We start from the raw sequence: 23,539 nt of genomic DNA, 5'->3' as shown, positions 1-23,539 counted from the left end.
ATGACAAAGCGCAAACCACTGCATATCGGCCTTTCGCTGGCCCCCACCTGGCTGAGCGGCGACGCCTGGAGGCGACCCGGCAGCAATATCGAAGGGCTGTATTCCAGCGACTTCGCGCTCGACCTGGCCCGGCGCGCGGAGGCCGCGCACCTGGACTTCGTCTTCCGGCCCGACGTGAGCTTCCTGCCCATGGAAGGCCTTGAGGCGGGCGCCGGCTTCGCCAGCCTGGACCCCACGGTACTGATGGCCGCGCTTGCGCGCGAGACTTCGCGCATCGGCCTGGTGTCCACGGTCTCCACCACCTTTTTTCCGCCTTATGCAGTGGCGCGCCAGCTCCAGTCGCTGCACTGGATCAGCAACGGCCGCGCCGGCTGGAACATCGTCACGGCCCTGCAGGGCCACGAGAACTTCGGGCTGCAGGCCATGCCCGATGCCGATGAACGCTATGCGCGGGCCGCAGAGTTCACCGACGTTGTGCGCCGGCTGTGGGCCAGCTTCCCCAACGAGGCCTTGAAGATTGACCGGGACAGCGGCCGCTACGCCGATGCCTCGCTGGTCCACCCCATAGACCACGAGGGACCGCACCTGAAGGTGCGCGGCCCGCTGAACCTGCCGACTTTCGGCGGCCCGCGCATTCCGCTGGTGCAGGCGGGCGCGTCCAGCACAGGGCGCGACTTTGCCGCATCGGTGGCAGACATTGTTTTCGCCCCCACGCCGGACCTGGACGCGGCGCTGGAGCTGCGCCGGGACCTGTCTCGGCGCGCCCAGCGCCATGGCCGCCAGGCGCAGGATGTGCGCCTGCTGCCCGGCCTGAGCCTGTACCTGGCCGACACCCGCGAACAGGCCCGGGAGATGTTCCAGCAGACGCACGGCCGGGTGGACAGGGGCCGCAAGCTGGCATCGATCAAGGCCATGGTCGGCCTGGACCTGGCGGACTGGCCCGCGGACCGTCCGATCACCCGCGCCGACCTGCCGGCGCCAGTGGCGACACCTTCCAGCCGCACGCATGCGAATCTGCTCAGGCGCCTGATCGAGCGCGAGTCACTGCGGATCGACGAACTGCTGCTGCGGCCGGAAATCCTCTCGGCCGCGCACTGGCAGGTGGTCGGCACGGTGGACGATGCCGTCGCTCAGATCACCGAATGGAGCGCCGCCGGCGCCATCGACGGCTTTCTGGCCGCGCCCGGCGGCTCCGTGGAGTCCCTGTATTGCGTGCTGGAGCAGTTGGTGCCCCGCCTGGTGGACGCCGGCCTGTTCCGCTCCCGCTACACAGGCACCACGTTCATGGAGCACCTTGAAGAGTCGCGTCAGGAGCGTGTTCATGCAGCAGCCTACCCATCTGCTCGCTCGTAGCGGCGATCACGCAGCTTAGTTGTCGCAGTCACGTCCGTCATTGGCCGCAATACTCTGTGGGCTAAACCCTCCCTGGGCTTGCAGTTGGAGTCGATTGCCTGTGGATCAGGACATTCTTTGTTACGTTGGCGCCTGCCAATGAGATACGGAGAAAAAGCATGGCGAGAGCATCGCTGTGCTTGGGGCGTCACACCAGCGCAGCCCGCCAATGCCGCGGCGGCCGCTGATGCGCTGCGCTAGCGCGTGAAGGCGCAGCACTTGACGTCGATCAGTTGGTGACTCGGTTTCCTGCTGCCCTTGATGTTGATCATCGTGCGGCCTTGGCGTTTTATGTTCATCGGCGCAGGCGCGCAACTTTTCCCGGATGTGCTGTCACCTTCCCAGCCCCTGGCCGGAACCTGCGTGTAGGTCATCGGGATATTGCTGGTGTCGCTGTCGCCCGGCTCACGCGGGTCGGCCTGGTTGCTTCCGCGCCAGCTCCCTGCGCGAGAGGCTCCTGCATGTCGATGAACACGGCCGATGCCGTGGCCAGAGCAGGCATTCTTGGGGGCAGACACTTGCCCTAGCTGTTGGTCTTTCCTACCCGATAGCGTGTGTTGTCCAGAACCAAGAATTGGTGGCAGCATTTGCCTGCACACGCTTCGTGGAACGGTGCTGTGAGCTGCTCTAAACCTACGGCTCCGGCCTGAGCCACAGCCAGAGCAATACGCAGGCCATGATGCTCAGCGTCATGGCCGTGAGCCATGGCTTGTACGAGAAATACAAAATCAGCAGGCTGCTGGCGCCCATGCTGACGGTTGCCGTCCATTTGGCACGGCGGCTGACCTTGCCGCCAGTGTCCCAGTTGTGCAGCAGCGGGCCGAACACACGGTGAGCATAGAGCCAGCGATGCAGTCTGGGTGAGCTGCGCACAGCCGCCCAGGCGGCCATCAATATGAATACCGTGGTGGGCATGCCGGGAACCACGGCGCCTATCAGCCCCAATATCACGCAAACCAGCGCAAAGGCAATGAGCAGATAGCGCAGCGGCGCGGAAAGCTGCTTGGATTCCAGGTGCGGTTCTTCGCGAGGGGTTTCGGGCGGTGGTGGCAGATCGTTCATGAGGCAGAAGGTGGGCCGCAGAAGCTGGTGAAGCTGCAGCCTGGCACGGCTCCCATATTAGTCAGCATTGCAGACCGCTCGGGCTTTGTGGCTGCGATGCTGGCGGTATTTGTCACGTCCTTGTCCCTGCTTGCGTGGAGTGAAACCGCATAATCGGTGCGCATGGCCTGGCGACCGATTGGCGACCAGCATGGAATTGATTCAAGGAGCAAGACAATGACCCCCACCCCGAGCGCCGATATGTCCGATGTGATTGCCGAAGTCCGTGGCAAGCTGGGCATGATTACGCTCAACCGGCCCAAGGCGCTCAATGCGCTGTCTCTGGGCATGGTGCGCGATCTGCTGGGTACTTTGCTGGCCTGGCAAAAAGACGACTCGATTCTGGGCGTGGCCATTCGTGGCAGCAACAAGGAAGGGGTGTTCGGGGCGTTCTGCGCCGGTGGCGACATTCGTTTCCTGCACGCGGCCGGCAGCAGCGGCAATCCGCAGCTCGAAGATTTCTTCACCGAGGAATATGCCCTCAACCATCTGATTCACAGCTTTGGCAAGCCCTATATCGCTTTCATGGATGGCATCGTCATGGGCGGCGGCATGGGCATCAGCCAGGGCGGCTCGCTGCGTATCGTGACCGAGCGCACCAAGATGGCAATGCCCGAGACGGCCATTGGCCTGTTCCCCGATGTGGGGGGGGGCTATTTCCTCTCGCGCTGCCCCGGTGCCGTGGGCGAATGGCTGGCCTTGACCGGCGACACCATCGGCGCGGGCGATGCCCTGGCTTTTGGTCTGGCCGATGGCTGCATTCCTGCCGAACAGCAGGCAGAGCTGTGGGAGACCCTGGCGACCACGGATTTTGCCAATGTGGAGGCGCTCAATGCCGTGGTGCGCTCCCGCTTTGTGAGCACCGAGCCCAAGACAACCGCTCACCGCGCGGAAATCGATGCCTGTTTTTCTCAGCCCACGGTGGCTGCGGTTGTGCAGGCCTTGCAGGCTGGCAGCGAATGGGCCCAGGCCGAGGCTGCCACGCTGCGCAAGCGCTCGCCCCTGATGCTGCATGTGGTGCTCGAGCAAATCCGCCGTGCGCGCCAGATGGATCTGGCCGAAGATCTGCGCATGGAGCGCGATATGGTGCGCCACTGCTTTTATCTGCGTCCGGGTCGCAGCGAGACCGTGGAGGGCATCCGCGCACTGGCGGTGGACAAGGATCACAGCCCGCGCTGGAATCCCGCCAGCATCGAAGAGGTGAGCGATGCCGAGTGGCAAGCGTTCTTTGACAGCCCCTGGCCTGCGCATTCGCACCCGCTGGCGGGGCTGAAGGACTGATTGAAGTTCTCATTCAGAAAGCCCGGCAGGTTTGTGGCCTGTCGGGCTTTGTTTTTGATAGCCATCAGCGCTTTGAAAGTAAGCGTCTGAGGGGGATTCGAGTATTAATTCAGGATGACGGCCGCGGATGCTTGTCGGAGCCTGAGTCTGAAAGGCTCGCAAGCGCCTGCGCCAGCAGCGCTATCGAGCGGGGGGCACATCCCTCGGCATCGTTGCTGATAGTCACAAAAGCGGGTTGACCGGCACCGGTGATGCCGGCAATCGTGCGGGCCAGCCGCTCGCGGGTATGCCGATCTTCGCTGAGGATCTCGTTGAACGGCTGGTGCTTCTTCTGGGCATCGGCATAGCCATAGGCGCCAAAGATGCGATTCAGGTTCCAGCGGCACACCAGTGGCCCGGGCCACAGCGCACGCAGCATGGGCAACTGCTCTTCAATCGTAGGCATCTTGCCGTGCAGGCCCAGACAATAGGTTGCGCCATGGGTCTTGAGTGTCTGGGGGAGCGCCGGGGTCAGCAGCTCGGGGTCTCTGACCTCGACGGCCACGACGACTTGCGGATGTGCTTGTAGCGCCTGCCTTACGGCGGACAGCAGCAGTCCGAGCTTGTCCATCAGCAGGCCGGGGCGGCTGAGCAGACTCCACGGCAGGGGGCTGAGCTGAAAGACCAGAACGCCCAGCTTGCTGCCCAGTCCTTCGAGTGTGGGCTCCACAAAATGCTCTATGGCCAGGTGAGGGTCGAGAAACGCCGGGTTGGCTTCGCGCGGCTTGCCTTCCTCGCTGCGTACCTGGGCATCGGTGATTCCGGCCGGGCATTTGACGACAAAGCGAAAGTCGTCATCGACCTGCGCGGCAAATGCGGCGTACTGGCTGACTGTCAGCGGTCGCCAGAAGCTGCGGTCGACGCAGACGGTGCGCAGCAGTGGGTGCTGGTGATAGGCCGTCAGACCTTTTTTGGCCAGCACGCTGCTGTCGTAGGCACCGTCCCAGATCAGGCCTTCCCAGCCCGGGTAGGACCAGGTCGAGACGCCCATGCGCAGCAGGGGAGGCAGTTGCGCGGCCAGGTCCTGGTACTGCGCAGCTGCAGGGGCCAGAGAAATAGCGCCGCGCCTGAGTTTGCGTTCAACTGTGTCATCGGCCTGCGGCGCTTCTTCAGTCCGAGCCTTACCGGTACCGTCTCCGGGTGGAGGCAGCTCATCGGCAAAAAAATCGTCCTGGAAGGTATCGGGCATGTCGCAATAATTTTAATGAAATTGGCCTTCCGTGCATGCTCATCAAGGAAAAGCAGCTATGGAAAGCATAGTTTTTAAGGTTTGCTTGCACTTATGCTGGATATCGAGGGCAGTCTGGCGGCATGCCTATGGCAAACTCATTGGCTTCCTGTGTTGAACGCCGTGGGGCGAATATCGAATGCAAAAAATCATTGGTCAGATTGCTCAAGAACTGAATGTCAAGCCGCAGCAGGTGAGCGCGGCTGTGGAGTTGCTCGATGGCGGCGCCACGGTTCCGTTTGTGGCCCGCTACCGCAAGGAGGCTACGGGCGGTCTGGACGATACGCAACTGCGCACGCTGGACGAGCGCCTGACCTATCTGCGTGAGCTGGACGACCGCCGTGAGACGGTGCTCAAGGCCATTGACGAGCAAGGCAAGCTGACCGATGCGCTGCGTCTGGCGATTGCCAGTGCGCCGACCAAGCAGGAGCTGGAGGACATTTACCTGCCCTTCAAGCAAAAGCGCCGTACCAAAGGCCAGATTGCCAAGGAGTTCGGCATCGAGCCGCTGGCCGACAAGCTGTTTGCCGACCCCACACTGGATCCGCACAAGGAAGCCGAGGCTTTCTGCAAGCCAGCGACGACCCTGGACGATGGCAAGCCCGGCCCCGACTTCAGCACCACCTTTGCCGTGCTGGACGGCGTACGCGACATCCTGTCCGAGCGCTGGGCCGAAGACCCGGCACTGGTGCAGAAGCTGCGCGAATGGCTGTGGGATGAGGGCCTGCTCAAGTCCAAGAAGGTCGAGAGCAAGAACGAAAACGACCCCGAGGTCGCCAAGTTTCGCGACTACTTCGAATACGACGAGCCCATTGGCCGCGTGCCCTCGCACCGTGCCCTGGCCGTGTTCCGTGGCCGTGCACTGGAGGTTCTCGAAGCGAAGCTGGTGCAACCGGTCGAGCCTGAACCGGGCCAACCCAGCCTTGCTGAAGGCAAGATCGCGCTGCACCTGGGCTGGAGCCATGCCAAGCGCGCCGCTGACGATCTGATTCGCAAATGCGTCGCCTGGACATGGCGTGTGAAGCTGAGCCTGTCCACCGAGCGCGACCTGTTCAGCCGCCTGCGCGAAGATGCCGAGAAGGTGGCCATCAAGGTGTTTGGCGACAATCTGCGCGACCTGCTGCTGGCGGCGCCCGCCGGCCAGCGTGCCGTGATCGGCCTAGACCCCGGCATTCGCACCGGCGTCAAGGTGGCCGTGGTGGACAGCACCGGCAAGCTGGTGGACACCACCACCATCTACCCGCACGAGCCGCGCCGCGACTGGGATGGTTCTTTGGCCGTGCTCGCCCGTCTGGTGGAAAAGCACGATATCAATCTGATTGCCATCGGCAACGGCACGGCCAGCCGCGAGACGGACAAGCTGGCGGCGGACCTGATCAAGATAGCCTCCAAGGCCGACAAGAAGATCGACAAGGTGGTGGTGAGCGAGGCAGGTGCCTCGGTCTATTCGGCCAGCGAGTTTGCGGCGCAGGAAATGCCGGACATCGATGTGAGCCTGCGTGGTGCGGCATCGATTGCCCGCCGCCTGCAGGATCCGCTGGCCGAACTGGTCAAGATCGACCCCAAGAGCATTGGCGTGGGCCAGTACCAGCACGATGTGAACCAGAGCGAGCTGGCGCGCCAGCTGGATGCCGTGGTCGAGGATTGCGTGAACTCCGTGGGTGTGGACTTGAACACTGCTTCGGCTCCGCTGCTGACACGCGTCTCAGGCCTGTCGGGTTCGGTCGCCAAGTCGGTCGTGCGCTGGCGCGATGCCAATGGCTCGTTCAAGAACCGCAAGCAACTGATGGAAGTGGCCGGTCTGGGGGCCAAGACCTTCGAGCAGGCCGCAGGCTTTCTGCGCATTCGCGGTGGCGACAATCCGCTCGATATGACAGGCGTTCACCCCGAAACCTATCCCGTGGTGGAGCAGATCATTGTCTCTACCGGCAAACCCGTGGACCAGATCATGGGTCGTGGCGAGGTGCTCAAGTCTTTGAAGCCTGAACAGTTTGCCAATGACAAATTTGGTGCTGTGACCATCAAGGACATTCTTGGCGAGCTGGAGAAGCCCGGCCGCGACCCGCGCCCCGACTTTGTCGTCGCCCGCTTCAATGATGGTGTGGAAGACATCAAGGATCTGAAGGAAGGCATGACGCTGGAGGGCACGGTCAGCAACGTGGCCCAGTTCGGCGCGTTTGTGGACTTGGGCGTGCATCAGGACGGACTGGTGCACGTGAGCCAGATGAGTCACAAGTTCATCGAAGATGCGCGTGAAGTGGTAAAGACCGGGCAGATCGTCAAGGTCAAGGTGCTGGAAGTCGATGTGGACCGCAAGCGCATCAGCCTGACCATGAAGCTGGACGCAGCGCCTGCGCGCCGCGATGGCCCGCGCGACAACCGCTTTGAAGGCGCTGGTCGTGGCAACAGTTACGGCGCCGGCAACCGTGGTGGCTATGCGCAACCCCAGCGTGGCAGCCAGCCCACAGAGCAAAACGCCATGGCATCAGCCTTTGCGAAGTTGCAAGGATTAAAGAAATAATCTCCTACCGGGCCGCCACTTAATTCATATTACAGGCGGCCTTTTTTGTGGGAGCACATCAATGCGCAAAGCGAGAGGGCGGGTAATACTGCCGGCCATAGGGGTGGCAATCTTGGTGGTCTTTATCGGCGCCAAGATGGCATCGCGCGGCTGGATATCGTTGGACAGAATCAAAGATAAGGCCCATGCCCAGCAGCCTGCCCCCCTGGTCTGGCCACCAGCCCTGGCGCCAGAGAACGATGACTTTTGTCATACCGTCAAGCTCAATCTTGCCCAGGTTGACAAGGCCCAGGAAGAGGGCATCAACATAGATCAGCAGCGGCGCTGCATCACGCGTGTAGCGATGGCAGAGCATGAGGTGGCCAAAGTGCGTCACGCTGCCGCTCGCAAGCAGCACGAGAGCCAGCGCGCGGAGCAGGTGCAGATCGAGCAGGTGGTGGATCAACAGATCGCTTCTGGCGAAATCGCTCTGCAAAACCTGATGCAGGCTCGCGCCGGCAAGACAACACAGATTGCGACAGCCTTGTTGCCGGCGGCCCATAAGCCTATCCAGCCGATGCCGACACCGCCTTCTCAGCTGTTTGTTCCCATGAGCTATCGGAGCGGGGATCTGAAACTCAATGCCTTTGTCACCCCGGATCCCAGAGATGGGAGGAAGCAGCCTTTGATGGTCTGGCTGACGGGGGGAGATACCAATAGCCTGGACGATTTCTGGAGCGAAGGGCCAGCCGCCAATGATCAAAGCGCCAGCGCTTTTCGCAAGGCTGGCATGGCGATGCTGTTTCCCGCATTGCGCGGCGGCAATGACAATCCCGGCCAGCGTGAGTATTTCTGGGGGGAAGTGCAGGACGTGGCAGCAGCCATCCTGCAGGCTGCACAGCTGCCTTATGTCGATCCGGCACGCATCTATCTCGGTGGGCACAGCACCGGAGCCACGCTGGCCTTGCTGACGGCGACGGCTGGCTTGCCCGTTCAGGGGGTGTTCGCTTTTGGTCCGGTGGACGAGATCGGCGGCTATGGCTGGCCCGTGAAATGGGGCTCGCTCTCGGCGGATGAAAAGCGCTTGCGTTCGCCCGTCTACTGGCTGCATGCCATAAAGAGCCCGACGTGGATCATCGAGGGCAGCAAGAGCCCCGGCAATATCAACAGTCTTGACAATATGTGCGCCGCACGAAAATCGAATCAGCTGCACTGTGTCTCGGTTCAGGGGGCTGATCACTTTTCCGTGTTACAACCCCTGACACGCAAGCTTGCCAGCCAGCTGGTCATGGGTCAGCCAGTGCAACTGAATAGAGATGAAAAGCTCTGACCTTCCTATGGGCCCACTCGTGTTCATTTCGTGGTGGCGACAGCCTTGCCACTGCCTTTGATCCAGATGAGCCGCGTCAAACCATTGAGCCTGTCAACGTTGCTGGAGCAGCATGTATTGCTGCCAAGCCAGCCGCGCGTCGTTGCGCTGCTGTCGAGTGAACTGCGCAAGCCGGAGCCCGGCATGCGCAGCCTGGTGCAATTGTTTTCCAGCGATCCGGTTCTGACCGCTCGTCTGCTGGCTGCGGCCAATGGGCCAGCGCATCTGCTGGGGCAGCGCGTGCACAACATTCCCGAAGCACTGGTGCTGCTGGCGCCGGTTCAGTTGCGGCAATTGGTGCAGAAGGCGGCTCCAGTCAGCGCATCTCATGTTTCGGCAGGCTGGAGTCTGGCGAATTTCTGGCGCTACAGCCTGGACACGGCACGCATGGCGCGCGCGCTTGCAATGTCGGTTCAGGCCAACGCCTCGCAGGCCTATGCGTTGGGACTGCTGCATGGCCTGGGAGAGTTGTTGCTGCAGGCTGCCGACCCTGACACTTTCTTCCGACTTTCCGAGTTGCTGGAGCCCATGCATCCCAAGCGCCCCCAGGTGGAAATGCAGCTGATGGGCTATTGCTCGGGCCAGATTACGGCCCATCTGGCGCGACAGTGGAATTTTCCGGAGCAGATCAGCGATGCCTTTCAGTTCATGCATGCGCCGATGGAGCAGCCTGTATTCGAGCCTTTGACGGGGGTGCTGCATCTGGCCATCTGGCGGGCATCGACCCGCGCGCTTAACTGGGGTGAGCGCCAGCTGGCTGTGACTTTCCCTGCTGAAACTGGACTGGCGCTGAGCATGGACATCGACATGGTGCTGCGTCAGGCATCCATCGACTGGCACGCGGCAGGCTCTCTGGATGTTCAGTTTTAGGGCTCCTGGGCGCCTGGGATGAGGAGTCGGCGGTTTTGAGTAGGTGTCGTCAGAAAACCGTGATTACTCAAATTGCATTTTTTCTTACGCTGAGTTGCAGTTTTAATTGCTAAAAACTATCTAATGACGCGCTGGGGAGTTTTTATCTATATGGTGTCTTGAGCACCATCCTGAGTCCCCGGCAGGCAACTCTGGCCAGGAGAGAGAAATGGACCCGAACGGTGCAAACAACTCTGGTGATGCCTTGATGCTCCGACCCATGGCTGTGGAGCTCGGTAGTCCTTCCATGTGGCCCGATCATATGGTGGGGCAGCCCGACAAGCCCGTCAGAGTGCTGTTGGTGGACGATGATGCGCATCTACGCATGGTGATCGCACAGGAAATCATGAATGATCGACGCACCATGGTGGTTGCTCAGGCGGACAACCTCAAGGATGCAAGAAAAGCCATTCGTCAACATGAGTTTGATGTCATGTTGCTGGACCTGAAGCTGGGGGCTGACGATGGTCTTGAGTTGATCGAGGTGATGAAAAGCCAACGCCCGCAGGCCGAGGTCATTGTGGTTTCGGTGGTGGAGACGGAGGAGCAGGTGTTGCACGCCTTCGAGCTGGGAGCAACCGGCTATCTGGTCAAGAACTCCTGGTTTGGCAACTATCCTCAAGCGGTGTTGCAGGTCGTCAATGGCGGTGCATCCATCACTCCCAGTCTCGCCAGGCGGCTGTTGCAGCGGTATGACAAGCGGCCGGCCACCGGGGCCGTGCCGGGGGCCGGTATGTCCGACAGGCTCTCCAGCCGCGAATGCGAGGTCTTGCGCATGGTTGCCAGTGGCAATACCAGTGCAGAGATCGGCGTGCAGTTGGAGATCAGCACCATGACGGTCAACACGCACATCAAGAACATCTATCGCAAGCTCCAGGTGCGCACCCGAGCACAAGCCGTGCGTTTCGCCTACCTGCGTGGCTGGTTCTAGGCGCCAGTATCTGCGAACGCATTCACCATGTCCTACGTCTGGCAGCTGCTTCTGTGGAGTGTTCAGCTGCTGCTGTGGCTGCCCTGGCTTTTGCAGCCTGGAGCGGTGTTCAATTCAGCTCCCTGGTGGACTGCTGCGCTAGGCGCGGCGGGCAGCATGGCGGCTGTCGTCTGGCTGTTGCCTCTGGCATATCGCAGCGTGCTGTGGCGCAGACGTAAAAGCGCACGTCCATCGAGAGAGGTACAGCTGGAGCGCAGGCGCATAGCGGAGGCATTGCATGACGATGTCGGCAGCCAACTGGTGCAGCTGATCAGCCTGACAGGGCTCGGCACGGACCCGGCGATTCGCAGCAACGCAGAACAATGCCTGCTCGATCTAAGGCTGATTGTTGATTCCATGGATAGCCGAAACGAACCCTTGGGTGTCCTTCTTGCACGTTTCAGGCACAGGCTGCAACCTGTGCTGGATCATCGAGGCATGAATCTGCACTGGGATGTTTGGGACCCGGAGATGTCTGGCGATGCCGGCAGTCTGCCATGCGGCGCCATGGCCGAGGAAATCATGGCAGTGGTGAAGGAGGCCGTGAGCAATGTGCTGCAGCACACTGACGCGCCTGAACTCTGGATCACGCTGGCTGCCGACGAACAGTGGAAAAGTGCTTCAAATGTTTCAGATGCCTCCTTTGTGCATGCTCGCCTGAGCATTGAGGATGCGGGGCCCGTCAGACCGGCTGATGGCAGGCAAATCCCGGGCTTAACATCTGCTGGCATGGGGTGGGTCAATATGCGCCGCAGAGCGCTTGTCATGGGGGCGAAACTGAGCATCTCCGCTCGACCCGGTGGCGGTACCTCGGTCACGCTCAACTGGTGAAGTCGCCGAGCTGATCGCGAGCAACGGGGCTTGCAAGCACAATGCCCACATGACGTCATCCACAAGAGCATTGCGAATCTATGCCGGTCTCAAGGCGCGGCAATCTATAGAGCGGCGGGGCTTGCAGCCGGATATGGTCAGAGTCATACCGGCGGCTGCAGGCGGTCCCAAGGGCTTGATTCTCGGACCTCTGGATCGCTTCATCTTTGGACAGTGGTTGCAGGCCAGCGCGCAGCCGGTGGATCTGATTGGTGCCTCCATCGGTGCCTGGCGCATGGCGACAGCTTGCCTGGACGCACCAGTGGAAGCCTTTGAGCGACTGGAGCGTGACTATATTGCACAGCGCTTCGATCCCCCCGAAGGGCAGAGGCGCACGCCGTCGTCGCTGGTCAGTGAGCGGTTTGCGCAGTCGCTGCAGGATTTTTACGGGGGGCGTGTGAGTGAGGTTCTGGCGAATCCGCGTTATAGGCTGCATGTGATCGCCGCCCGCGGGCGTGGCCTGCTGTCACGTGCATCGCCCTGGCGCACTCCATTGGGCTATGCGGCCGCGTTTGCAGGCAATGCATTGCATCGGTCGGCATTGGGCTGCTTGCTGGAGCGGGTGATCTTTTCCTCTTCTGCAAGCGATGCTGCGCATGCTCTTCCCTTTGGTGTTGCGGACATTCGGTCTGCACAGACCCGGCTGACGGAGAGTAATTTCATGGATGCCTTGCGAGCCAGTTGCTCCATCCCTTTCGTGCTGGATGCCGTGCAAGACATTTCAGATGCTCCTAAGGGTGCCTACTGGGATGGCGGCATTACCGACTATCACATGCATCTGGATTATCTGGCCTCTCGTAACGGCGATGGGGTGGTGCTATATCCTCATTTTCAGAAGGCGGTGATTCCTGGATGGTTGGACAAGGGGCTGAAATGGCGTCATGGACCGAGTTCGTATCTGGACTCGATGATTGTGCTGGCCCCTGATCCCGCCTGGGTGGCTTGCCTGCCAAACGCCAAGTTGCCGGATCGGCACGATTTTCTGAGCTATGGCACAGACCATGATGCGCGCGCCAAGGCCTGGAATACTGCGGCGGCGGCCAGTCAGCAACTGGCCGATGAGTTTGCGCAGTGGCTGCATGCACCTGATCCGGGTCGAGTCGAGGCTCTATAGCGCTTTTTTGCAAATTACGACAAAGCCTGACAGCAGAGGGGGGCAGAGCCAGTTGGAATTCTGGATGAGCGCACTTTGTCTCAGAAAATCATAGACAACAGTCCATCAAGGATGCCAATGTCAGAGAACCGAAACGAGAATTCCCCGTCCGATGAGTCGTCTGCAATCCCCGAGGTCAACTTTGGCGCGGTTGCGCCAACCAAGCCGTATGCGGGGGCACCGGTCGAAATCGAGACTTTCTCGCGAGAGGCGGGTTCGGCCGGAGAGGGCCGGCAGCCAGCTCCCGGTTTGTGGGAGGGCATGGACAGACGAGCCAGGGCCAACGTGGCTCCGGGGCTTGTGCATCTGGCGGAAATGCTGCCGGCCCTGCGTTTGCTCATCGGGCTGATGATTGCTTCCATCGTGATTCTTGCCCTCTATTTCGGGCGGGACATGCTGATTCCTCTGGCCCTGGCAATGCTGTTCGGCTTCTTGCTCGACCCTGCTGTCAGCAAGCTCAAGCGCTGGGGGCTGCCGCGAATGGCTTCGGCCATTGTGGTCGTGGCTTTTTCTCTGGCAGCACTCGGCGGCTTGGGCATGTATCTGGGCAGTCAGGTGCAGCAACTCAGTGCCGATCTGCCGACCTATCAATCGACGATTCGCGACAAATTGCGCAGCCTGCGCAAGAGCGCAAACATGCCCAGCGCTTGGGATGGCGTTTTCAAGACCTACAACACCGTTGAGAAAGAGATTGCCAGCGTGGACAACGCCAGGGCGCGGGTGCAGAAAGTGGAGGTTCAGCCTCCCGAATCCAAGCCCACTACACGGATGCTGCAGTGGCTGGGGCGTATTGCCGAGCCGGTGACGACCGCAGGCATCGTGTTGCTGTTTGTCATATTGATTCTGCTTGACAGGGACGAGCTGAGGGATCGGTTGCTTAGGCTGGTGGGGGGCAACCTCAATGTGGCCACCGATGCGCTGGATGAGGCCTCGCAGCGCATTGGCAAATATCTGCGCATGCAGTTCATCGTCAATGTCAGCTATGGCGTGCCACTCGCCATGGGATTGTTGCTCATTGGTGTGCCAGGGGCAATTCTCTGGGGGGTGCTGGGCGCCATCATGCGATTTGTGCCTTATGTGGGCCCGATGATGTCTGCGGTATTTCCGCTGGCGCTGGCCTTTGCGGTCGATCCCAGCTGGGATATGTTTTTGATGACTCTGGGCCTGATTCTGCTGCTGGAGCTGATCAGCAACAATGTGATCGAGCCGTGGCTATATGGCTCAAGTACAGGTTTGTCGACCTTGTCAATCATTGTTGCCGCAACCTTCTGGACAGCGCTTTGGGGGCCGATCGGCCTGATTCTTTCCACACCTTTGACGGTGTGCCTGTTGGTGCTGGGGCGCTACATCCCCTCGCTCAAATTCATGGAGGTATTGCTGGGCAGCGAGCCTGTTCTCGGGCCGCAGCAACGGCTGTACCAGCGTCTGCTGGCCGATGACGCTGATGATGCCATCAGCATGGCCGTACAGTCCGTGGAGGAGCGTCTGCTCTCGAAGTCCAGCCAGGATGACAGAGCCAGTGCCGTCAGCGGGTTTTATGATGAGGTTGCCATTCCTGCTCTGCGTATTGCAACCCAGCAGCATCTGGAGTCGGCAACGGCCGAACATCGCTTGCGGCTGTCCAATGGCATGGCAGCCTTGCTTGATGAGTTGCAGGACCAATATGCATTCAGAAGCAGTGGCGAGCATGCCCAGGCGGCTCCCGGTGAAGGTGATCAGCGTCGATGCCTGCGCATTCATTGCGCGGGTGTGCGCTGGGAGGTGGATGCCCTGGGCGCAGCCATGGTGGCCCATGCAGAGAGTTTGCATGGTCATGAGGTTAGCTGCTCCGGATGGGCACTTGCCCCGGACTCGAAGTCCTTGCAGTTTGACGCCAATGGCTTGTTGGCGGATCGCGAGTGGGTTCAGGCCGTAAAGCAATCGGATCTATTGGTGTTGTCGATTTTCAATCACCAGCCACAAAGCATGGCGAGACGCATTGTGCGGCGCATTCGCCGCCATTGGCCGGGCGCACGAGTGGTGCTGTGCCTGTGGAATGCTCCAGCCGTGGCAGCTGACCCCGAGTTTGCTCGACAGACAGGAGCGCAGGCCTGCGTTACCAGTCTGCGTGAGTTGCATCTGTGGGTAGAGGCCATGCAGGTTGGAGATCCCGGCGAGTGTGTGATTGCTGCCCCGATTCCCGATGACGATGAGCAGCGCGTCAAAATGCTGCATGAAAGCGGGGTGCTGGCACCGGCATTGACAGCGCTATATCGCGATACGGCCAAGAAGGCCGTCAACGCTTTCAACACCAAGTGGGCTCAAGTTTCCTGGGTGGATGCTGAACGTGTCTTTGCGCCGGGCAGTCTGCTTCCGCTGTCCGCGCAAGAGGGCGCTCAACAAGGCGTCCCTCGTGATGGCTCGGTGTGCTCGTATGTCGTGTATGAAGAAGAGGCCATTGTGGTCGGAGACTTGGCGCGAGACCCCCGATTTGCAAGCGACTCGGTGGTGCATAGCCTTAAGCTGCGCTTTTACGCGGGTGTGCCTCTGGTGGACAAAAAAGGCAATGTGCTGGGCTGCCTTTCCATACTTGATGACGAGCCTCGAAACATGTCCGACGATGAGCTCGAGGTGCTCAGCAGCATGGCGAGGCAATTGATGGACGATGTGCGCGAAGCGCTCAAGCCGGGCCCTGTCGTTGAGGCTTGAGCACTGTGTGCAGTCTGTTAGAGCGAGGTGCTGAGCATCTGCTCATAGTCCTGTGCGGATGCCAGCCGTGGATTGGTGGCGTGGCAGTGGTCCTTGAGTGCACCGCTGATGATTGCATCAAACTGCGCGCGCTCCACGCCCATGGCCGCCAGACCCGATGGCAGGTTCAGGCGGGCATTCATATCTCGAATAGCGTCGGGGATATCGCTTCCGCTGCTGAGACCCATGGCATGTGCCATGCGATTGAGGCGGTCCTCGCGCTGAACGCTTTCGGCTTCGGCATTGAAGCGCACGACTGCGGGCAGGAACATGGCGTTGAGCGTGCCGTGGTGCAGGCGCGGGTTGATGCCGCCCAGGCTGTGACTGAGGCTATGCACGCAGCCCAGCCCTTTCTGAAAAGCCATGGCCCCTTGCATGCTTGCACTCATCAATTGGCGGCGGGCTTCCGCGTCGTTGCCATTGAGCATGGCCCGCTCGATATGCGCCCAGCCCCGGGTCAGCCCGTCCAGGCCAATGCCGTCAGCCGGTGGATTGAAGGCCGAGGCCATAAAGGTTTCCATGCAATGGGCTATGGCATCCATGCCGGTTGCTGCCGTCAGCATGGGGGGGAGGCCGAAGGTGAGCTCAGGGTCGCAGATGGCAGCCTTGGGCACCAGATGCCAGCTGTGAAAACCCAGTTTGCGATGGTCGTCCACGATGATGATGGCTCCACGCGCCACCTCGCTGCCTGTGCCGCTGGTGGTGGGTACGGCAATCAGCGGAGCAACTCGCTCCGTAATACGAGGCGAGCCGCCCTCAATCGTCGCGTAGTACGAGAGCGGGCCTTCATGCGTAGCTGCAATTGCCACGCCTTTGGCGCAGTCAATGGCACTGCCTCCGCCCACAGCGATCAATCCATCGCAGTTCTGGGATCTGTAGATTTCAGCTGCAGCGCGCACCGCCGCTTCGGTGGGGTTGGAAGGAGTCTGGTCAAATACTGCATGGGGCAGGCCACCCAGTGCATTTATGGCTTTTTGCAAGATTCCTGCCGCCTTGACGCCTGGGTCGGTCACGATCAGTGGCTTGCTGATACCGACACGCTCGCATTCCTGGCGCAGCATTTGAACGGCGCCAAAGTCAAACTGGATCTGAGTCACGTAATTGATGAAGGCCATGTTCTGTTTGCTCAGTAAAAAGGGAGTCTTGGCAATCTAGAAGCCTAGAAGCTGAATGCGGCCACGCAAAGACAGCAAACCCTAGGGATTGGAAAAAATCGTCTCCCAGGGGACAGGGGACAGGGGACAGGGGACAGGGGACAGGGGACAGGGGACTGGGCAGAGTCGATCACGCCATCCCCTTCGATGCCAACCTGAAGCACTGATGTTTCATAACTTCATGGCAAGACAATCCGTTAACAAAGAACTGTGGCGATGGCTGCAGCCCTAATTCCAGCCTGCGCACCTTTGCCAAAGGTTGCGCACGTAAGCTCTCTGTGAGCGATGAAGCTACATGTGAACTGCGCTTTGCCAATTGACGGGCACTGTCTGCTGCTCGCCCGCCCCCGTTGGTTGGTCTTCAAGAACGGCTCAGGGGGCGGCGATGATCAATTGAAGGAGGCGGATAAAGGCTTGGATTGGGTGATGCCGGCAATCCAAGCATTGATCATCGCCACTCGGCCGGCAGCATGGGGCAGTTGCTGCCGGTGGCCAGATCAAGCATGCCGGTCATCGCATCGCGCAATGCTGGTCAAGGAAGACCGGCGCCCTAACAAGGCCTCTATAGGTCTCAGCGAGCGATGGACTGCAAACGAGCTTCCCGAGCTGCTGGAGATTCGCGCAGCAATTCGTTAATCACTTCTTCGCGTGTTTTACCGGGACCTGCAGGGGGTGCAAAGTTGGGGAAGTTGCTTTCTCCATACGACAGACGACCGTTCTTCATCGCATCTGCAGTTTCGGCCCTGACTTGATCACGCGTCTTCTGGCTCACGAAATGTTCGGGGTGAACAGTCACGCCTTGCTCGTTATTGGCTGGGTGTTCATAGGCTGCCGAAGCTATCCCCGGCATGGCTAGTACAGCTACTGCTGCTGCGCTTGCAAATACGGACGCGATGGAGAGACGACGTTGAGACATGGTGGGAGCTCCTAAGAAAGTCGGTGAAACACAATCTCCCAGGCCTTGATAAAGGTAAGGAGGAGATGTGTGGATCTTAGAAATCCGACCCCAACAGAAGCGGGACAGCGCGGTGACATTGTTGTCAGCTTCTTCTCATGCCGACCTGGACTGCCTTTGGGCTGGTAGACATGTCCGGTCTATGTTGTTGAACGAGCCCCGCCTGGGGGACTGTCACTTCTTCTGAAAAGCGGGTGCAGGCCACCAGGCTACCCGCACCCGCTGTATTGGCACCGGCTTTAGAGCGTATGGCGCAAGCCCATGCCAAAGCCAGTCTGGTTGACGCCAGGCATTGGCGTTCCACCAGCTTGAGCGATGCTTGCTCCAAAGGCCGCATTGCCGCTGTTCTTCATATAGCCCAGCGAGGCATAGGCCGCAGTGCGCTTGGACAGGTTGTAGGTACCGCGCAGTACCAGCAGCTGACCCTTGTCCGCGTTGTCCTTGTACTTGAGCTGGTTGTACTGGGCGTCCACGCTCCATTGCCCAATGGGGTAGGTCACGCCCACAAACCACAGGTCGTTGCGCGGCGATGCGATATAGCCGTCATTCTTGCGACGCATATAGCCACCACCAATCTTGGCGCCACCAAGCTTCACATAGCCGTTGAGCATGGTGCGCTTGTCGACTTTGTCGCTGCTGGTCAGCCCCGCGAAAGCACCGGGGCCGCCGCGCAGCTCGTCATGCGCCAGCGCCGCTCCCCATGTCGTGGTGTCGTACTTGAGCATGGCCGACCACTCGCGGCAGGTCTTGGAGTCGGTGCTGCTTTCTCCCGCGCAGTTGGTACCGCCGGGACTGGGGCCCGCATTGACGGCATCGCGGCCGAAGCTATAGGTTGCGCCGACCGTCAGGCCCGAGAACGTGCCCTTGTAGGAGATCGCATTGTCGGCACGTGCATTGGGAAAGTAGTTGTCCAGACTGGCCATGCTGTGCAGGCTCGGACCGATCACGTCAGCGTCGAGTACGGACCAGAACAGCATGGTGTATTGACGGCCCAGCCCCAACGATCCCCAGGGGCCGTTGAGGCTGACGAAGGACTGGCGGCCGAAACCACGACCGCCCTGGTTGAGAGCTCCGCTGTCGGGGCCGATACCCATCTCCAGCGTGAAGGATGCGCTCAATCCGCCTCCCAGATCCTCGCGGCCGCGAAAGCCCAGGCGCGATGGAACGCTGCCCGTCAGATTGGGCATGCGTGTGAGGCTGGACTTGGTTGCGCCCACGTTGTTCATGGTTTCGACGGCCGTGTCCATGATGCCGTAAATCTGTACGGACGATTGTGCATGTGCCAATCCTCCCACCCCCAGAAGCGCAATGGCGCTCGCTACCTTCTTCAGCATGAATGTCTCCAATTTTTAATGTCGTTCAGTATTTTTTGCATGCGTGGCTTGATGTGATTGAGCTGTTGAGTCGTGAGCCTCCTTGCTGGTCGGAGCAAAAACAGTGCTTACTTGTGCAGAGACCGGAGCCATTCCCGGCATTCGGATGCAGCTGTGGCAGGCCACTCGACACAGATCGTCTTGTCCATCTGACGCACTTCTACGCGTATGACCTGGCCGGCGCGGCGTGCATTGCGGGCACCTCCGAAGATGCGGGCCCACCAGCCGGCTTCGCTGTATGTGTCCTGTGTCGAGGCTGTGATGGCTGCCTCCATCTGTCCCTGCGGTACTGCGCTAGAGGAGACGGTCGATGCGGCGACAGGCTTGATCTCAGGGCTCGCGACAGCTTGCTTGGCCAATGAAGGCATGGTGGGCGCTGTCGAGGGGCTGGCAGAGGAATGTGGTGCTGCATCAACGATCAAGCCACCAGCCTCGATGCGAGCAGCCAGATTGCTGCCAAACTCTTCCCAGAGACGGTCGGCCTTGGTTTTCATGACCGACAGGCCGAAGGCGCCCAGGCGGCCCAGCACGTCGACATTGACCTTGATCCGTAAATCGGTGCCGCCGTTGGCAGCAGGCGTCAGGAATACTTCGCTGGTCTGCTTGAGCGAACTGGCCACCGAGGCATCCTCGCCGGTGCCTTCCACGCGCATGTATTCCGGAGCCTTCTGCTCGACGATCTTGGTCTTGAGCTTGAACTTGGCGCTGATGAAGGAAATCTTCTGGTGCATCTCCGCCACGTATTCCGTGGGGCTGATGACATCGATGGACTTCATTCCGGGCACGGCTCCGGCCATGATCTGGGGATTGAGGAGCAGATCCCAGACCTGCTGGGGAGGGGCTGAAACGGTCAGGGTTTTTTCAATTTCCATGATGCATCTCCTGTGCTGCATGCAGCACGGATTCGACGATTTGGGTGTAGCCGGTGCAACGGCAGAGATTGCCGTTGAGGCCGTGGCGCACTTCCTCGCAGTTGGGCTGGGGCGTGTTCTTGAGCAGGTCGCAGGAGGCCATGATGAAACCCGGCGTGCAGTAGCCGCATTGCAGGCCGCCGCACTGCATGAAGTTCTTCTGCAGGGGGTGCAGCTGCTCGTTGGCGGCCAGCCCTTCGATGGTGGTGATGCTGCGCCCCTGAACCTGTACGGCCAGCATCAGACAGGATTTGATGACTTCACCGTCCAGCAGCACCGAGCAGGCGCCGCAGGTGCCGGTCTCGCAACCCCGCTTGGTGCCGGTCAGGTGCAGGTCGTCCCGCAGGAAATCCGATAGCAGTCGCCGTGATGCGACTTCGGCGCTGTGCGATTCGCCGTTGACCTGGCATTCGATGCGATGCGTGCTCATGCGGCAACTCCTTCATTGATATCGATTCCGAACAGCGTGGCCACCGTGCGGCGGGTCACCGTGCGCACCATGGCGCGGCGAAACTCGCTGCTGCCGCGCAGGTCGGAGACCGGCTGGATGTCCTCGGCCACGATGCTTGCGACCTCTGAAGCGAGCTGCGCATTCACGGTCTTGCCGCGCAAGCAGTCTTCGGCACGGCGCAGCCTGGTGGGAATGGGAGTGGATGCCCCAATAGCCAGACGTGCCTGGTGACATATCTGCCCCTCTCTTTGCACGACCAGGGCCACGCTGACCAGGGGGCGGTGCTCTGCTGCCGTGCGCAGAAAGCGCGTGTATTCCCCTTGGGTGCCGGGGGCCTGCAGCGGCACCCGGATTTCCAGCAGCAGCTCATCGCTCTCCATGGCCGTGGTGTAGTAGTCGACCAGGAACTCTTCCATCGACAACACGCGTTCTCCGCGTGTGCTGCCCAGCACGACCGAGGCGTCGAGGGCCATCAGACAACCGGGCGGGTCCGTGGATGGGTCGGCATAACAGAGATTGCCGCCAATCGTGCCCTGGTTGCGCACCTGTGGATTGGCCACCTGGGCGGCCATCCGGGCCAGCACCGGGGCATGCGCTTTCACGAGCTCGGAGCGAGCCACATCAATATGGCGGCTCATGGCCCCGATACGCAGACCTTGGTACGGATCGAAATCGATGCCATGCAGCCGGGGCAGCCTCGCCACCGAGATCAGGTGCATGGGCGCAAGCATGCGTTGGCGCATGGCCAGCATCAGCGCAGACCCGCCCGCGATGATGCGTGCATCGTCACCGTACTCGGCAAGCATCTGGCTGGCCTCCGCAACCGAGCGGGGCTCCGCAAAATCAAATTCACGCATGGCTTGCTCCTTGCTGCTGCTTGTCGCGCAATGCAGCCAGCACTTTTTCCGGGGTGATGGGCAGATCGGTGATGCGCACGCCAATCGCGTCATAGACGGCGTTGGCTATGGCTGGCGCGCCGGGCAGGATGGCTGTTTCGCTGGCACCCTTGGCGCCATAGGGGCCGTTGGGATCGTTGGATTCCACAAGGCCGCCGCGCAGCATGGGAACCGCATCGGCGGTGGCCATGTTGTAGTCCGCGAAATTGCCGTTCGCCAGGCGCCCGCCCTCGTAGTGCAACTGCTCATACAGCGTCCAGCCTATGGCCTGAACGGTGGCGCCATTGGTCTGGCCGTGAATCGCAGTGGGGTTGAGCGCCTTGCCGCAGTCGTCGGCGACATAGCTGTCGATGACGCTGACCTGGCCGGTTTCGATATCCACTTCGACTTCAACGGCCTGGGCGGCGTAGGAGTAGGCAGCGGCGATATTGCCGTAGAGCTTGTCGTCATGCATGACGGTCTTGGGGTCCCAGGTCCCCGTGACCTGGATGCCACCGCCGCCATGGCGCCAGATATGCTGGCGCGCCAGCTCGGCCACGGTGCTGCGGCGTTCAGGCTCCGCGCTCACATAGACGGCACCGCCTTTCAGCGTCAGCGCGTCGTGCGGTGCACCCAGGCGCTCGGCAGCCAGGCTCAGCAACTCTTGCCGCGCCTTGCGCGCAGCGATGATGGCCGCGTTGCCGCCCGACATGGTGACGCGTGAAGCCAGAGTGCCCACGGCCACTGGTGCGACATCGGTGTCGGGTGCAAGCACATGAATATCGGCCAGAGGCAGGTCCAGTTCATGGGCCACGATCTGGCTGAGCATGGTGCTCGCTCCCTGGCCCATATCGCATTCACCGCTGATGAGGAAGACTCGACCGTCCTCATTGATCTTGATGACCAGCGTCGATCCATCCCAGTTGCCTATGGTGCGATTGCCGCTCACATGCATGGCCGCTGCCATGCCCACGCCGCGGCGCTTGATGCCACTGGCCTTGACGCGTTGGCGTTTGCTTGCCCACCCTATGGCCTCGGTTGCCATGTCTATGCACTCCAGCAGTCCTGTGCTGCCGATATGCCAGCCGTGAATCGAGACATCACCGGCCTTGAGCGCGTTGAGCTTGTGCACCTGCACCGGGTCCAGGCCCAGTTTCTCCGCCATGGTGTGGATATGGCTGTTGAGCGCAAACTGCATCTGGGTTCCGCCAAAGCCCCGGAAGGCGCCGCGTGGCGGATTGTTGGTGTAGTACAGCGTCGCTTCAGAACGCACATTGGGATTGCGGTGCATGTTGTCGCTGCGCATGGCACTGACGTGCATCACATCACCGGCAAGGCCTGCATATGCACCGCATTCGGCAATGATGCGAACCTGCTTGGCGACAATGCTGCCGTCCTTGAGCATGCCCAGCTTGAGGGTGATGCGCTCGGGCACGCTGGCACATGCGGCCTGGAAGTCCTCCAGGCGGTTGTTGACCAGCCGCACCGGACGTCGGGTATGCAGAGCCAGCAGGCCGGCAAGCAACTGGTTGTCGTCCTCCACGATCTTGCCGCCGAAGCCACCTCCGGTAGCGGCCTGAATCACGCGCACGCGGGAAATGAGCAAACCCAGGGTCATGGCCACCTGCATGCGCACCAGATTCACTGCCTGGGTCGAGGTATAGAGCACAAGCCGGCCATCGGGGTCCAGCGAGGCCACCGTGGCCATGGGCTCCATATAGCCGGGGTATTGAGAATGCGTGGTGTAGGTGGCTTCGTGAATCAGATCCGCAGCGGCAAAGCCTGCCTCCACGTCACCGCGCTCGAACTGGATATGCTGGGCCACATTGTTGCGCCCTGGATGGATGCCGAAGGCTTCCTCGTCCATGGCTTCCTCGGGCGTCAGAATGGCGGGCAGTTCTTCGTATTCCACCCGAATCAGATCCAGCGCGTCGCGTGCGATCTCTTCGGAAACAGCGGCCACGGCTGCCACCTCTTCGCCGCAATAACGCACCACGCCTTTGGCCAGGACGGCGCGCTCCTTGTGATGCGCCCCCCAAAGATTGGCGGGCGCATCCTCGCCGGTCAGAACCGCCTTGACGCCAGGCAGCGCGCGCGCCTCGGTGGTGTCTATGCGAGCGATGCGCGCATGCGGGTAAGGGCTGCGCAGAACCTTGCCATGCAGCATGCCGGCAAGTTTGAGATCTCCTGCGTAGATGGCCCGGCCAAGCACTTTTGCCTTGGCCGTCACCTGTGGAGTGTCCATGCCCAGCGTGGATCGAGATGAAAGAGCAGATGTCAT

Annotated in this window: 19 protein-coding genes; 9 read left to right on the top strand and 10 right to left on the bottom strand. The window is 60.8% G+C overall.

Annotation, left to right across the window (positions count from 1 at the left end; all coding sequences use genetic code 11):
* Complete coding sequence (locus AAIL66_RS10975) at nucleotides 1-1,353, top strand: NtaA/DmoA family FMN-dependent monooxygenase (protein WP_343496741.1); 1,353 nt, start codon at nucleotides 1-3, stop codon at nucleotides 1,351-1,353.
* 672 nt (nucleotides 1,354-2,025) lie between these two features.
* Here AAIL66_RS10975 and AAIL66_RS10970 read toward each other — a convergent pair.
* A complete protein-coding gene (locus AAIL66_RS10970; protein ID WP_054075352.1) occupies nucleotides 2,026-2,454 on the bottom strand; it encodes a YbaN family protein in 429 nt (142 codons plus the stop codon).
* Nucleotides 2,455-2,670: 216 nt separating this feature from the next.
* Here AAIL66_RS10970 and AAIL66_RS10965 point away from each other — a divergent pair, with 216 nt between their 5' ends.
* Entirely contained in the window at nucleotides 2,671-3,774 is a 1,104-nt protein-coding gene (locus tag AAIL66_RS10965; protein WP_343496740.1) for an enoyl-CoA hydratase/isomerase family protein, read from the top strand.
* A 109-nt stretch (nucleotides 3,775-3,883) separates the two neighbouring features.
* On the opposite strand, the gene AAIL66_RS10960 is transcribed toward AAIL66_RS10965, so the two are convergent.
* A complete protein-coding gene (locus tag AAIL66_RS10960) occupies nucleotides 3,884-5,002 on the bottom strand; it encodes a DUF72 domain-containing protein (RefSeq protein ID WP_343496739.1) in 1,119 nt (372 codons plus the stop codon).
* Nucleotides 5,003-5,180: 178 nt separating this feature from the next.
* Between AAIL66_RS10960 and AAIL66_RS10955 the strand changes: the two genes are divergently transcribed.
* A complete protein-coding gene (locus tag AAIL66_RS10955; protein ID WP_343496738.1) occupies nucleotides 5,181-7,562 on the top strand; it encodes a Tex family protein in 2,382 nt (793 codons plus the stop codon).
* 58 nt (nucleotides 7,563-7,620) lie between these two features.
* Here the strand turns inward: AAIL66_RS10955 and AAIL66_RS10950 are convergent, their stop codons facing one another.
* Nucleotides 7,621-8,103 (bottom strand): hypothetical protein, encoded by a 483-nt coding sequence (locus tag AAIL66_RS10950; RefSeq protein ID WP_343496737.1) that lies wholly within the window; start codon nucleotides 8,101-8,103, stop codon nucleotides 7,621-7,623.
* Between AAIL66_RS10950 and AAIL66_RS10945 the strand changes: the two genes are divergently transcribed.
* The 6 genes from AAIL66_RS10945 (at nucleotide 8,086) to AAIL66_RS10920 (ending at nucleotide 15,500) form a co-directional block, all read left to right on the top strand.
* Entirely contained in the window at nucleotides 8,086-8,871 is a 786-nt protein-coding gene (locus AAIL66_RS10945; protein ID WP_343496736.1) for a hypothetical protein, read from the top strand. The genes AAIL66_RS10950 and AAIL66_RS10945 overlap by 18 nt on opposite strands.
* 66 nt (nucleotides 8,872-8,937) lie before the next feature.
* On the top strand, nucleotides 8,938-9,780 hold the full coding sequence (locus AAIL66_RS10940; RefSeq protein ID WP_034395627.1) for an HDOD domain-containing protein: 843 nt from the start codon (nucleotides 8,938-8,940) through the stop codon (nucleotides 9,778-9,780).
* A gap of 208 nt (nucleotides 9,781-9,988) precedes the next feature.
* On the top strand, nucleotides 9,989-10,750 hold the full coding sequence (locus AAIL66_RS10935) for a response regulator transcription factor (protein WP_034395630.1): 762 nt from the start codon (nucleotides 9,989-9,991) through the stop codon (nucleotides 10,748-10,750).
* A gap of 273 nt (nucleotides 10,751-11,023) precedes the next feature.
* Nucleotides 11,024-11,620, top strand: coding sequence for an ATP-binding protein (locus AAIL66_RS10930; RefSeq protein WP_233425195.1), 597 nt, complete (start codon nucleotides 11,024-11,026; stop codon nucleotides 11,618-11,620).
* A gap of 133 nt (nucleotides 11,621-11,753) precedes the next feature.
* A complete protein-coding gene (locus AAIL66_RS10925; protein ID WP_343496735.1) occupies nucleotides 11,754-12,773 on the top strand; it encodes a patatin-like phospholipase family protein in 1,020 nt (339 codons plus the stop codon).
* 300 nt (nucleotides 12,774-13,073) lie between these two features.
* Nucleotides 13,074-15,500 carry an AI-2E family transporter gene (locus tag AAIL66_RS10920; protein ID WP_012837751.1) on the top strand — a complete coding sequence of 809 codons (2,427 nt, stop codon included), beginning with the start codon at nucleotides 13,074-13,076 and terminating at the stop codon, nucleotides 15,498-15,500.
* A 17-nt stretch (nucleotides 15,501-15,517) separates the two neighbouring features.
* Here the strand turns inward: AAIL66_RS10920 and AAIL66_RS10915 are convergent, their stop codons facing one another.
* The 7 genes from AAIL66_RS10915 to AAIL66_RS10885 form a co-directional block, all read right to left on the bottom strand.
* A complete protein-coding gene (locus AAIL66_RS10915; RefSeq protein WP_012837752.1) occupies nucleotides 15,518-16,654 on the bottom strand; it encodes an iron-containing alcohol dehydrogenase in 1,137 nt (378 codons plus the stop codon).
* 610 nt (nucleotides 16,655-17,264) lie between these two features.
* Entirely contained in the window at nucleotides 17,265-17,609 is a 345-nt protein-coding gene (locus AAIL66_RS10910) for a DUF4148 domain-containing protein (protein ID WP_343496734.1), read from the bottom strand.
* Between the two features lie 278 nt (nucleotides 17,610-17,887).
* A complete protein-coding gene (locus AAIL66_RS10905; protein WP_343496733.1) occupies nucleotides 17,888-18,982 on the bottom strand; it encodes a porin in 1,095 nt (364 codons plus the stop codon).
* A gap of 107 nt (nucleotides 18,983-19,089) precedes the next feature.
* Nucleotides 19,090-19,893, bottom strand: coding sequence for an SRPBCC family protein (locus tag AAIL66_RS10900; protein WP_343496732.1), 804 nt, complete (start codon nucleotides 19,891-19,893; stop codon nucleotides 19,090-19,092).
* Nucleotides 19,883-20,362 carry a (2Fe-2S)-binding protein gene (locus tag AAIL66_RS10895; protein WP_034356661.1) on the bottom strand — a complete coding sequence of 160 codons (480 nt, stop codon included), beginning with the start codon at nucleotides 20,360-20,362 and terminating at the stop codon, nucleotides 19,883-19,885. The genes AAIL66_RS10900 and AAIL66_RS10895 overlap by 11 nt, the downstream gene beginning before the upstream one ends.
* Entirely contained in the window at nucleotides 20,359-21,240 is an 882-nt protein-coding gene (locus AAIL66_RS10890; RefSeq protein ID WP_343496731.1) for a xanthine dehydrogenase family protein subunit M, read from the bottom strand. The genes AAIL66_RS10895 and AAIL66_RS10890 overlap by 4 nt, the downstream gene beginning before the upstream one ends.
* A complete protein-coding gene (locus AAIL66_RS10885) occupies nucleotides 21,233-23,539 on the bottom strand; it encodes a xanthine dehydrogenase family protein molybdopterin-binding subunit (protein ID WP_343496730.1) in 2,307 nt (768 codons plus the stop codon). Before AAIL66_RS10885 ends, AAIL66_RS10890 begins: the two co-directional genes overlap by 8 nt.

Source organism: Comamonas sp. F1-6 (assembly GCF_039581415.1).
GTDB classification, from domain to species: domain Bacteria; phylum Pseudomonadota; class Gammaproteobacteria; order Burkholderiales; family Burkholderiaceae_C; genus Comamonas; species Comamonas thiooxydans.
This window is presented reverse-complemented; position numbering and strand designations above follow the sequence as displayed.